General features: G+C 46.2%; 9 protein-coding genes. All 9 read right to left on the reverse strand.

The window, feature by feature from the left end; translation table 11 throughout:
- Positions 1–56 precede the first annotated feature (56 nt).
- Entirely contained in the window at positions 57–1,505 is a 1,449-nt protein-coding gene (locus BLA28_RS05135) for a response regulator transcription factor (protein WP_069156215.1), read from the reverse strand.
- Positions 1,498–3,321, reverse strand: a complete 1,824-nt coding sequence (locus BLA28_RS05140; protein ID WP_069156216.1) for a cache domain-containing sensor histidine kinase — start codon at positions 3,319–3,321, stop codon at positions 1,498–1,500. Before BLA28_RS05140 ends, BLA28_RS05135 begins: the two co-directional genes overlap by 8 nt.
- A gap of 84 nt (positions 3,322–3,405) precedes the next feature.
- A complete protein-coding gene (locus tag BLA28_RS05145; protein WP_069156217.1) occupies positions 3,406–4,224 on the reverse strand; it encodes a sugar phosphate isomerase/epimerase family protein in 819 nt (272 codons plus the stop codon).
- Positions 4,225–4,306: 82 nt separating this feature from the next.
- Complete coding sequence (locus tag BLA28_RS05150) at positions 4,307–5,128, reverse strand: acyltransferase domain-containing protein (RefSeq protein WP_069156218.1); 822 nt, start codon at positions 5,126–5,128, stop codon at positions 4,307–4,309.
- A gap of 98 nt (positions 5,129–5,226) precedes the next feature.
- The gene (locus BLA28_RS05155) at positions 5,227–7,218 is read right to left on the reverse strand and encodes an alpha-glucuronidase (RefSeq protein WP_069156219.1); all 1,992 of its coding nucleotides are present in this window, start codon (positions 7,216–7,218) and stop codon (positions 5,227–5,229) included.
- An 89-nt stretch (positions 7,219–7,307) separates the two neighbouring features.
- Positions 7,308–9,104: an MGH1-like glycoside hydrolase domain-containing protein gene (locus BLA28_RS05160; RefSeq protein ID WP_069156220.1), complete on the reverse strand. Its 1,797-nt coding sequence runs from the start codon at positions 9,102–9,104 to the stop codon at positions 7,308–7,310.
- A gap of 60 nt (positions 9,105–9,164) precedes the next feature.
- On the reverse strand, positions 9,165–9,962 hold the full coding sequence (locus BLA28_RS05165; protein WP_069156221.1) for a response regulator transcription factor: 798 nt from the start codon (positions 9,960–9,962) through the stop codon (positions 9,165–9,167).
- Positions 9,963–11,609: a cache domain-containing sensor histidine kinase gene (locus BLA28_RS05170; RefSeq protein WP_069156222.1), complete on the reverse strand. Its 1,647-nt coding sequence runs from the start codon at positions 11,607–11,609 to the stop codon at positions 9,963–9,965.
- A 113-nt stretch (positions 11,610–11,722) separates the two neighbouring features.
- On the reverse strand, positions 11,723–13,303 hold the full coding sequence (locus BLA28_RS05175; RefSeq protein ID WP_069156223.1) for an extracellular solute-binding protein: 1,581 nt from the start codon (positions 13,301–13,303) through the stop codon (positions 11,723–11,725).
- Between the last annotated feature and the right edge of the window lie 267 nt (positions 13,304–13,570).

The following is a 13,570-nucleotide window of genomic DNA, read 5'->3' on the forward strand; positions in this document are numbered from 1 at the left end:
TTTCATAAAAAGAGGATGCAGGAAAACCTGATATTTCAGATTTCCTGCATCCTCTTTTATTCCTCACCGCATATATTTCTGTATTCCCGCGGTGTCAGTTCATAAACCTTCTTAAAGCTCCGGGCGAAGTAATTCGGATCATTATACCCCACCATAAGCGATATGTCCGAAATAGATAAGGACGATGTTTCCAGAAGCTCTCTCGCTTTCTTCAGCCGGACATTTTCCAGATACTGCATTACCGTACAGTTCTTCTTTTCCTTAAACCTTTTTGCCAGATAAGTGGGTACCACAAAAAATTCTCCCGCAAGGTCGCCTAAATTGATTTCCTCCTTATAATGCAGCCCGATATATTGTATTACCTTGTCAACCAATTCGCTCCTCGACAGGATTTCCCCTATCCGTTTATTGATTTCCTCCGAATATCCGTCAAGCCTCGAAAACATGTCCCTTTTGTTTTCAAAGGCTGCCGCAGCGAATGGGAACAGCTCCTGACGCAGCTTGACAGGCAGCTGCAAATCATACTTCGTATACTTATTGGCTATTATCAAAATAACAGACTGATAGACCTGCTTGACTAAATTACAATAATTCTCATCGGAAAAGAGAGTCTTCATGATTTCACTCAGACATTCGGAATACTTGTTTTCTCTGGTGCATTCCAGGGCCGCCTCAAAGGCCTCGTAATAGATCCCCGGCTTTTCACAGCTCTGGCTTTTTATTTTCATCAGCCTGTATTCCGGATGATAAAACCGGATATTCAGGGTATCCTCAAACTGGCCGATCATTTCCTCAGGATTCCTGCATTTACCGGTCATATAAACAATCTGCTCCGCTCCGGAAAAACATTTCTTCCCCGCTGCCGCTTCGATTTCCCTGCCCGTACAGTTTTTTCCTTCCCAGACAAGCAGAAGGATGTCAGGCGCTCCGTAAAAGCGGATGACCTTCCAACTCTTTCCCCCACCCATCGCTTCCAGTTCACCCAGGCAGTTTCCCGCTTCCTTTCCTATTTCTTTTCCCCTGACAAGAAAATAAGTCCCGTCTATATCCTTCCATTTCCTCAGCTGAAGGAAATCCGTCCAGGAATAAATATTCTCTTCTTTTTTCTCCTCCTTTTCCCTTTCCTCATCCAGCTGCCTGCAGACATCCCGGAGCATATCCGTAAATTCCTGCTGCAGAATAGGTTTTTTAATATAATTGATGACCCCCAGCTGAATCGCCTTTTTCATATATGCAAAATCATCATAACCGCTGATGATAATAAAGCGCGTCCGGACATCCGGATCCTTTTTCCTGATCCGCTCTATAAAATCAAGGCCGTTAACCACCGGCATATTAATATCCACAAAGAAAATATCCGGCTGCTCCCTGTCATAAAGCTCCAGGGCCTCCAGGCCATTGCCGGCCATCCCCACCACCTCCAGCTCCATACCGCTGCTGCTTATCCTCTGTGCAATGCTTTTCAGGACATATTTTTCATCGTCCGCAATACAGATACTATACATAAGCCTTTTCCTCCCTTCTTCCGCCGTCCTCAGGGATTTCCAGTTCTATCCTTGTCCCGAAGCCCGCCGTGGAAATGATTTTTACCCGGAAGGCCTCCCCATATTCCAGATACATACGCTGTACCACATTCTTTATTCCTATATGCGTCTCCTCCGCGAGACGTTCCATGGGATTCTCATAAATCTTATATATTTCCTCATTCAGCGAGGCAAGCTGCGCTTCTTCCATGCCCCCTCCATTATCCATCACCTCTATATGAAGGTTCTCGTTATGCTTCCGTATATTTATGGAAATACAGCACTCCTGCTGCTTTCTCTGAAAACCATGCTTTATCGAATTCTCAACCAAAGGCTGCAGTATCGCTTTCAAAAATGGAAGCTCCATCAATTTCTCATCCACATCACAGAAATACGTTAAATCATTAATCTTATATTTCATAATAAGAAGATACTGCATCGTATAATCGATTTCCTCCCGAAGCGTAATCCACTTATTCTGCCTCAGGTTATACCGGTATAACTGCCCCAGAGTCTCGCATACCTTGACGGCTGACTTTTCCTTCCCGTTTAATATCAGGCTGTTGATAATCTCAAGCGTATTAAAAAGAAAATGAGGGTTAATCTGCCTTTCCAGAATCTTGATTTCCGCATTCTTCTGCAGCGTGCTGATCATTTTATTCTTCTCTATCAGAGAATAAATCGAACCGGACATTTCATTAAAGCCATCTATCAGCTCCCCGATTTCATCAAAATATGTATTCTCAATCTGTATGCCTATGTTATTATTACGTATTTCCAGCATCGCATCCGCACAGTCCAGAATGGGGTTGGTCAGATACCTGGAAACAGCAGCCGCCACCACTATAAGGAGGCATCCCACCAAAACCAGAATCCCCACAAATACAAGCACCATCATTGGGTTATTCATCGTCTGATATTTTTCATCCACCACGGTAATCAGATCCCACCGGAAAAATTCCGTATCGATTTCTTTTTTCGAAGTGAAATAACGGTTCTCCGTCCGCGTCACACGATAGGGCAGTTCTTCCAGCCTGCTTTCCAAATCCGGATTATCCGGTATATCGGAACAGATAACCCCGCCGGTCCTTTCCTCCAGGGCAAGCCAGGTTCCTTCATAGCTGGTATCAAGCAGCTTATTGATATTTTTCAGGGGTATGGTGATGACCATAAAGCCGGTTCTTTCCAGCGTATTATAATCATGGACGACATAATAGATCGTCATGTTCCATTCCGGATGGTTTCTGTAAATCCCCCTGTCACTGCCTTCTCCCGCTTCCACATATTTCCCGTTCCTGATAAGCTCCTCATACCAGTCCTTCTGTTCTATGTCAACATTGTAATCCAGACGGTAGCTGTCGGTTCCGGTTACTCTTGTGCCGTTTAAGGCGATAATAGCGAACTGGTTCCCCTCATACAAAGTGCTCAGGCTGCCTAAAAAATCCCCGGCATTTTCTTCCATCTCCTGCCTTCTCTGTATGGATACGCTTTTCATAAAAATATCCTGCATCCAGTTGCTGTAGCAGATATTATAGGCAAGGCCGTCCATATTATCAAAATAATTCCGGATATTCTCTTCTTTTTCCGTCTCCATGCTTTTCACATGGTTCACCACAGTGCTGCGCCAGGAATTGGTATAGACAACACCGAACACAATCGATGCCAAAAGCACTGTGCCGATAAAAGTACACATGACAAAGGTGACCGTTTTCTTTTTTAAGCCAAGATGCATGAAACGTGTCTTTATATCATTGAAAAGGTTTAATATCTCTTTCTGTGCCCCGCTCCCCACTTCCATACCTCCCTTTATCAGAATCAGATAAGCCTATTATAGCAAAAAGGAATGGTTCGTGACACCATTCCTTTTTTAACGTATTATTCATCAATCCGCCAACAGGCTTTTCACATGCGCAAGCGCCCTGTCATAGGTTTCCATATCCGGAAGATGCTCCAGAAGAACGGGGACATCCCTGTCCAGTGCTTTTATATGGTTCAGATACATTCCCAGATCCACGCCGCCCTCTCCGGCGGGCACCTCATGAATGACAACCGTTGTCCCGTCCTCCATCAGGCAGTCCTTCAGATGGCAGCTTCGGATATCCTTCCCCAGAAGCCCGAAGGTCCGGCCGGCCAGTTCTTCCTGATGGGTATACAGATAAGGATCCCTGATGAAATTCACCATGTCCATGTGAACCTTGAACCCATCCCTGTCCACATCCTTAATAAACTGAAAATACTGTTCCGGTGAGTCCGGAAGCATCCACTGCATGGATTCCAGCGCATAACAGGTATTCTTCGGCTTCACCCTGTCGCACAGATCCCGGATAAATTCCACATTCTCCTGGTATAATCTACGGCTGTAGTTTTCCATATAACAGCCATACCATGCCGGGCCTGCCGCCCCCGACACATTTACGCAGCATTCCGCCCCGATATACTCAGCCAGCCGGAGCTGCTCCAGACAGGCTTCCCTGGCAAGAGCCGCCTGCTCCGGATCCGGGTGATGGGGCGAATTCCATACCCCTACCTCCGCAATCATGATATCCCGTTCCGCTGCGGCTTTTACATAGGCATCAATTACGTGTGCCGGGGCTTTATAATTCACCGGAAAGGAAGCTGCCCGATAGCCTCTCTCAATCAGTATATCCGCCCATTCCTCCGGTGTTTCATGCGGCGGTGTAAAGTTCAGTCCAAGTCTCATATTATCCCCCTGTCCATAATGGCATATTTTTTCTTAATTATATACCGTTATGACTGAACTGTAACTACTAAACAGGGATTTTTTATCTGCCGGGCAGATAGATCCCAAGACCGTTTCCCAGCTTTTTCCCTTCCATCAGGAACTTCTTTGCGGCCTTCTGCAGACCGGTTTTTTCGGAATAGCCCGCCGGATCTGACAGAACCTCTCCAAAAATCCTCTGCTCCGCCTCGGTTCCCTCCATGTCCGTATCCAGCAGGGTAAACAGCTCCTGAAACCTTATGATATTTGATTCCGGCTTCAGTAATTCTCTCAGCTTCGGATAAAGCAGCCAGGAATGGCACAGGTATGGCTTTTCCGTTCCAAACCATGCGAAGGCCTGCTGAAAGGACTTCTCACAGTCCTCCTTAACAAGCGGATCCCCCTGCGGAATATGCACGTTAATTATAGGGGTTCCCTTCGGGATTTTATAAGCTTTCCCTTCTAAAATACCTGTAATATCATGATCCGCTTCCAGGAGTTCAAATTCCAGACGGCCCAGCCTGAAAAGCGTTAATTTCAGATGCCGCCAGAACCAGCCATATTCATTAATACCATATTCTCCATAGTCACGCAGGCAGTTCTCACACCAATAGGTAATATCACGGAAGGTGTCCCAAAATATCTTTTCCGCAATGTTACGCTCCATGTATACATCGTATGTATCGCAGGCAAACCGGCATAGATACGCAAGCATCCATATTCGGAAATCCTCTTTTTCCTTTATCCGCTCACAGAAGGCGAAATAATCCTGTCTGTATAGCTCCCGGTTCCGGGTATACTCCTCTTCGGATATGGGCAGGGATAACATCTTATCCGCCGCTTCCTCCATCAATCCTATTCCTTTACAAAAGTCCTTCAGCTCCATCTGTTTTTCCCTGCATTCCTTTCCGTATTTATTTTGTTTCGGAAACTTAATGTTAATTATTATATCATATTATATTTGCATGGGAACCTCATAAAGGATTAATATATTTTCCGCCCCTTTTGATCCGGAATCCCACTCTTCCTGTAAAAATACGTATTCACCTGATCTCTCCACTCCCGTGCGTTATCCAGCTGCCTGTCAAACTGCTGCATGACCGCGGAAAATACCTTATCATCTACCTTGCCTTCCAGCCGTTTCCAGCTCTCGATCATGCCTTCCACTTCCTCCACCCCTTCAAAGTGAGAATCGTAAATATGCTGAATCACCGTTTTCCCTGTTTTCAGCCTGTATGTATATAATACATGATGGAAAAACAGCAGCAGTTCCTCCGGACAGGTTTCCGCATTATTATACATGGAAGCATTCGGTTCATAATATTGCCGGGCATAACCGGTTCCGGAATCCGTTCTGTCGACTCCAAGCCCCAAGTGATCCGCCCTGTGATAGGTTCCCCACCGGGAATATTCATATCCGTCCACGCTGGGGCCATAGTGCTCCCCGGGAGTTACCATCCAGCCGATACCCAGCGGGCTGGTGTATTTCTCATACACTTCTCTGGAATCCAGCAATATTTTCTTAACCGTTTCCACAACTTCCCTGTCATTCGACAAGGTCTGGCGGATCCATTCCTCGGCAATTTCTTCTGCAGATAAATCCGTACGGTATGCCAGGCGCCCGAACCCATAAAGATTGGCGGCAGCCAGGTCGCCTCCCGTCCAGTTTTCATCGTCACCTGTATTGCATACTGCTGTGATACCTGCATTTCTGTTTCCCATCATCCGGCCGCCGACAACATCTGCAACCGTATCCTTCTCCGGTGAACAATATGTCTTAAAATCCAGTACTTCCTTAAACATGGGAATCAGATAGCATACATCTATCTGGTGTCCCGTATATTCCTGGGCAATCTGAACCTCCAGCATCTGATTGGTCTTTGTCAGACCTCCCAGAAGCGGGGAAACCGGCTCACGAATCTGGAAATCCATGGGGCCGTTTTTGATTTGGAGGATAACATTGTCATGATAATCACCATCCATGCCAATGAAGTTATCATAGGCTGCCCTTGCCCGGTCTGTCTTATAATCGCGCCAGTCCTGCTTGCAGTTATAAACAAAACAGCGCCAGATAAGAATCCCTCCGTAGGGCTTGATAATATCTGCCAGCATATTGGCACCATCCGCCTGGGTCCGCCCATAGGTGTAAGGCCCCGGCCGTCCTTCGGAATCGGCTTTAACCAGAAAGCCTCCCAGGCCGGGAATTTTGTTATATACCTCCGCTATTTTTGCCTTCCACCACTCAATAACTGCTTCATCCAGCGGATCGGCGCTGTCCGGCCCTCCCAATTCTATCGATGCCGCAAAGTTCAGGCTCAGGAACAGCTTTATTCCATACCCGGCAAATATATCCGCGATCTCCTTCACCCGATCCAGATACTTATCCGTGATCAGCCAGGTGGCGGCATCGTTTACATTGACATTGTTAATGACCACTCCATTGATGCCCACGCTGGAAACAAGGCGGCAGTAATCACGGGTACGTTCATCCACAATTACCTTATTGTCACGAAAGAAAAAGGACCGTCCGGAATAGCCTCTTTCAATGCTTCCGTCCATATTATCCCAATGATTAAACATCCGCAGCGGATTATCCGGCGCACAGATAAACTCTGCGCCGCAAAGCGTTTTCTCCATGGCAATCTGACGCAGGATATGAAATACCCCATATAAAACACCGGTTTCCTCCGACGCCAGAAGATACAGAATATTATGCTCTTCTTTTATTTGCCAGCCGCCTTCAGGTATTTCCTGCTGCCGTCGGATCAGAATACCGCTTTCCGGTTTTTCCTCATCGGTTATTTCCGTCCTGGTGTCTAGCATTTTCTTAATGCCATAAACCAGCTCACCCACTGCATTTGCGATAACCTCATTGCTTTTATCAAAGTCCGCTATCGCCGTCTTTTGAACCAGCCTGCCATTCCCCATATCCGCTTTGGGTGTGTAGGCAAGCCAGCCCTGTGTCCATTTTTCCAATCCCCACTCCTCCTATCTTAGAGTGTATCTGCAGATTCATTCCTGCAGTCTGCAGACACACTCCCCCATGTTTCCGAAAGCGACCTTCATCAGGCCAGGCCTTCTTCCATTAACGTCATGAGAACCAGCAGTCCTCCCCATGCATAATTCCTGTCGCTGTTTAAAACATCATCCCCATAGCCATTCTCACTGTTGTAATTCTCATGAACATGGCCGTGCTCCGTCCATTCCTTCATGAACAATTCCATGGATTTATCCACAAGTATCCGCGTCTCGGGCAGCCCCTCATACCGTCTCATTCCCATATACACCAGGAAATTGAGAGGCGCCCATATTCTTCCTCTCCAATATGTATTTTCCGGATACATGGGATGATTCCTAGCGATGGAAGGCATGATCCAGTCTCCGTAAAATTCCTCCGGATTCATAAAATGCTCTTTCATCATTCGTTCAGCCTGCCTGTCATCCGGCAGCCCTGTCATCAGCGCATAAAAATTGCAGGGGGATAATACCGTGCTGAACTTCTGCTCATCTGTTTTATAGTTGCAGTAAATCCCAAGCTCTTCATTCCACAGCCGGGGTAAAAGCTTCTTAAACGCTTCCGCCCTCTCCCTTAGTTCTTTTTCTTCGTTTCTGCCCAATATTCCCGCAATATCCGCCAGATGCTCACAATCATAGATATACATGGAATTCAGCGCCACGTCCCAAAGCTCGAGTATATTTTTCTCCGGGTTAAAATAAACCTCCTCCGGAATATACATAGGTGAATTATCCATACCGGATTCCAGCGATGCACCAAAGGTTTCATGGATGCCGTCCATCTCCCATTTATTATCGTAATCATCGGAACCCCAGGATAGAAGCCCGCCATTATATCTTTTCTCCATCCACCAGCGGTTCCAGCGCAGCAGCAGGTCAAAGGCTTCCTTCAGGAATTCTTCATCCTTATCCATTTTATATACTTCCCATACACACATGGTTCCTACCGGCGGCTGGGAACGATCAAAGGATTTTCTTCCGTTTCCGAAGCTGCCGTTGGGAACAAAGCCCAGCTCCTCCACCTCTTTCAGGTTTTCAATGATATTATTCTTGCCCAGCTCAGGCGCATCAATCGCAGCCATGAATCCCATGAAAAAATTATCCCAGCAGAAAAGCGCATATCCTCCTCTGTCGATATTCCAAAGCCGGCTCACATTAATCATGGGCCGTTTATTTTTGCTGTCGTAAATTAGATTCCAGGCCAGGCTTGTCTGCATTCCGATCCAGGCCTGCGCATAATCCTTATATTTCTCCGATGCATAGGTGAGCATTTTCTCCTTATTTTCCCGGATGATTTCATCCGCCTGTTCCGGCGTATACTTCTCGCCGATGCTGAAGCAGACTGCCTGGTCAAGCTGTATCGACACAAAGGGACCGGAAACCGGCATATAGGTATCATCATTTTGCACCCCGGAAATGAGCTGCAGCCTCTTTGTCTTCCCGCCGGCATCCCAGACGATTCCCTGCTCATCTTTCCTGCACACGGCGGGCATATTCCATAGAACAACTCCTTCCAGTACGATGGAAGGAATGAATCTTGTGGTGTTCGACATCGGTTCTATCCTGATAATCAGGCTGTCATCACGGACAGCCGTCTGTATTTTAAGGGCTATCCGTCTCCATTCCAATTCCAGCTCCGTATAGCTTCCGTCATAGGCATGGAGTCCCGGCCTTATTTTTTCATCCGTTTCCCCGAGTCTTCCGATATTGGGATACTGCAGATACTGTCCCCGCAAATATTCCTTCAGGCCGATACGCACTCCGTATCCTTCCGGCATATGCACATAAGTCGTGGCACTGTAGGTATCCCATGTATTCCATCCTGTCAGTATTTTATCCGTATTCATTTTATCCTCCAAGCCGTCGGCAAATCATGTATCTGAGTGCCGGCATAAATCCGCAATCGCCTAGTTCCTGCCGGAATGCTCTTTTTTCCACGCGCTGGGTGACATTTTATAATAGCTTTTAAATGCCCGGAAAAAACTTTTTACGCTTTCAAAGCCCACAGCTTCCGACACCTCCTCCGTACCCGCGCCCTCAAGAAGCCGCTCTCCCGCGATCTGCATCCTTCTCATATTCACATAATCAGAAAAGGTGTAGCCTGTTTCTTTTTTAAACAGCTGGCTGAAATAGCTGTAATTGAGATTCCTTTTATTCGCAAGAAAAGCCATATTCAGCTTTTCCGATATATGCCGGTCAATATAATCCAAAGCCCACCGCACCGACACATGGTATTCCTTATCTTTCTTTTCCGAGGCCGACAATTCAGCCATCCGGCGCACATAGCTCCATGGAACCGTCATCTTCCCCTGCAGCTCCAAAACCTCCCTGTCCCATTCAAGAATAGTGGTTTCCACCGCTTTTTTCAATTCTTCATAGGAGCATGGCTTTAAAAGGTAATATTTCACCCCGTATATCATGGATTGCTGCGCGTATTTGAAGTTGTCATATGCACTGACAACAATAAACCGGAACTCCGGCCGCGCCTGCATGATTTCCATCAGCAGAAGCCCCGACATGCCAGGCATATTAATATCGATAATTACAAGTGTCAGATGACTCGTTTGTTCCAGGTAATCCAACGCTTCCTCCGAAGAGGTAAAAGCACGCACGCTTTCAATTTCCGAATGGTTCATATGGAGCACCCGGCGTTTATTTCCCTCGGCTTCTATTTTCTCATCATCAATGATTACCACCTCTAACATCTATACCCCCATACGCTCCACAGCGGATAAAACGCTTCTGTCAACGCGGATTTCCACTATAACCCATCCCTTTTCCTCAAGTATTTCCACTTCCGCGCCCTTCCCATAAAAAAGCTTCAGGCGGGTAGCAATGTTTTTCAGCCCGATTTTCCCCGTATTTTCCTTCACATAAGCATCCTTCAGTGTTTCATTCACAGCGCACCTGACATTTTCCGATATGTTGCCCGTATTTTTTACCTGAAGGACAAGCTTTTCCTGGTTATATGCCGCATACACGATCAGGTATCTGCCATCCCCATATTTTACCGCATTCTCAGCAAACGGCTGCAGGATAAATTTCGGTATCTTCAGATCCATCAGAGCTTCATCAACACGATAATCCACCTCCATTCCAGGGCTTCGGAAAGCGTTCACAAACTCCACATAGTTTCTGACGCACTCCAGTTCCTTTCCGATGGCGGCCAATACCCCAGGATGCATGTTATATCTCAATATCCGGGAAAAATAACTGATTGCAGTGGATTCCCGGTATCGATCCATTTCCTCCAGTGTATACTGTACAATGCTCAAACCATTATAGAAAAAATGTGGATTCATCTGCAGCTGAAGAGCCATCATTTCCGTACGCTGTTTCTGTTTTTCCAGTTCAATGACGGACTGAATGCTTTTCTGGATTCTTCCCAGAAGTATATTGACCTTCCCCGCAATTTCATTCAGCTCCTGTTCCTGGTTCTCCGGGAGCCTGGACGAAAAATCATTATCCACGATCTTCTCCATATCCCCCAGCATATGGTACATGTTTTTGAAAATCTTTTTAACGAGCTTCTGAATAAAGAATTCAATAATTCCAAGGCCGGAGCAGGTAATTACAAGAATAAATATGATATTCCCAACCACTGTGGCGGCAATATCCGCTGTCTCCTGCTGTAGGACAACGTATCCGGATAAATAGGAATTATAGATTCCCACCCGGTCCTCAGGAAGGCTTTCCATAAGATAAATCCCGTCGGATTCATTCAGAATTTGTTTGAGCTGCTTTTCTTTCAGCTGTACCACAAAGATTCCCAGCTGTCTCCCCTCCAGGCCCATTATTTTACGTGCATACACCGCATACAGCGTTCTCACTGATTTCCCGGTCTCCAGATAAATCTCACTGCTCACATTTTTAAACCAGCCGCTTGTGTCCCTGCTCTTCATAAAGGCCGATAACTGAGGATCCCTTTCCAGGTATCCGGCATGGTGGAACTGGTTGCCATGTTCCGGCAGTTCGGCATACGTACTGTAAAAAGTGATTTCTTCAATGATATCTTTATTTATATATTTTATCGTCGTCATATCCTCGCTTGCATCATAAAGAGAAAATATATGCTCCGAGTCATTTTGAAAATCACTGGAAATATACTTCTGAAGCTTCTCCATCCCAAGCAGATAATTCAGCGCCGTTTCACTTCGTTCACAGACAGCATTGAGCGATTCATTTACATTCAGCAACAGCTCTCTCTGGTTTTTTTCATCCAGAGCCACCATATCTCTGGAAAGCTTGATCATATAAAGGGAAACAATCGCTCCTGCGCTTATTGCTATAACTGCAAAAAAAAGCAGGTTGATTTTCCCAACTATGCTCTTTGTTTTTTTCTCAGTCCGCATAATATTTAACCTGCTTTTTTATTTTTATCTGGCCCTGCTTTCCATTCTGCATGTAAGGCTGTAATAGGCTGCCGTCTCTTCTCCGGGCAGCCGCTTACAGCCTTTCCACACTTTTACTGATAATCTGCCAATACTAAATCCGTACCATTTTTTTCATTATAAATATCAAGTAAAGATTGCGCAACATCAAGACCGCCGATGTTTATATATTCCTTTACATAATCATCCCATTTATCAAAGGATGCGTCTCCGAGAATATATTTTACTCTCATCTCATCTGTCAGTTTTACCAGATCCGCATTATACATACTATATTCCTCTGAAGACAAGCGGATAAACAGATTCCTGTACATGGGATTTGCCACAGCCTGCTCAAAGGCGTCCCTAAAGGCATCCTCTGTCAGCTGTTCCGGGTATATGTCCATACGCTGCAGGATGGAATAGGTTTCTGCATCCGCACCTTCCATCTTCTCTCCGTCCAGGCGCATTTTGTCCGGATCCGTGGTTGCATTGTATGTCAGTTCTCCATTTTCCAGGGTCCAGTGAATTCCTTCAATACCATACTTACAGATACGGTATCCCTCGTCGGTGGAAATCCAGTCCGTAAAATTAAGAAGCCTGTCAATTTTATCTTCATCCTTAAAGGAGAAACAGATAATATTGGACATAGCATTCGCCGCAACCATACCCTGTCCCTTGCTCTCATCTGCCGGCGGCTTTACTGCAATCAGCTTTCCGTCCGGCTGAGATTCGGTAAAACCATAATCTCTCACAAAGGATCCCATTTCAGACCACCATCCCGAAAAGCATCCGAATTTTCCCTGATTCACTTTTTGCCTGTACTGTTCTGCCGTGTCCGTAAAAATTTCAGGGTCAATATATCCGGCCTTATACAGCTCCTGGATATATTCCAGACATTCTTTATAATTCCGGCTGATAGAATCAATTTCCACCTTTCCGTCTTCCTCATGATAATAGCCGGGATAAATGCCAAACATCGCATAAATGGCGGTAAAATCGTTATTCCCCATTCCGTAGGTATCATTTTTCCCATTCTGATCCGGATCATCCTCGGTAAATGCTCTGAGAACCTCCGTAAATTCATCCCTGGTTTCCGGCACCTTCAGCCCCAGGTTCTCCAGCCAGTCTTCCCGTAAGTATAAATTATATTTTCCTTCCACATTAGCCGTAGGCACACCATAAATTTTGCCGTCTACCTTAACGCTTTCCCAATACGCCTCAGGAACATACTTCATCAGATTGGGATACTTGTCCACCAGATCCGTAATATCATAAAACGCACCCTGTTTTGCATATTCCATATACATATCATAGGTTAATACGCTGATATCCGGAATGGTATCTCCCGTTACTAAAAGGGAAAATTTCTGTTCCACATTATCGGATACATAATTCAGGGACAGGTCAACACCCGTATGGTCAATAATAGCCTGATGCACCATATCCGTATCCTTTGAAGTCAGCCTTCCGGAATCCTGAAAAAGAACCGCTTCAACAACCTCTTCATCCGCCGTGCTATCCGCAGCCTCGGCCACACTCTCCTGACCTGTATTACCCACAGCGCTGTTTTCAGCTCCTGTTTCCTGGCTTCCCGCCTGTTTCCCGTAACACCCCGCCATGATAATTGCCGCTGCGGCTGCGATAAGCAGGCCTTTCATTTTGTTTCTTTTCATTCTTTTCCTCCTCACATTTGTTTTTGTAACTGTTCAGGCTCCCTCTTTGCCGGTTGAGATTGCGTCTCCGGGCCGGGCTGCCCTTTGTCCCCGCAGCATCCCCGGTTATACAGAGGATCCTGTAAGGGGCGTTATAAACACGCCGGTCCTTAGGCTGCGTACTTTGCAGCCTTAGTACCGCTGCGTGGTTATCCGAACGAAAGTGTCCCCTCTAAGGACCTCTGTATAACCGGGGATGCTGCGGGGACAAAGGGCAGCCCGGCCCGG

The sequence above is a fragment of the Eisenbergiella tayi genome, from assembly GCF_001881565.1.
Classification (GTDB): Bacteria; Bacillota; Clostridia; order Lachnospirales; family Lachnospiraceae; genus Eisenbergiella; species Eisenbergiella tayi.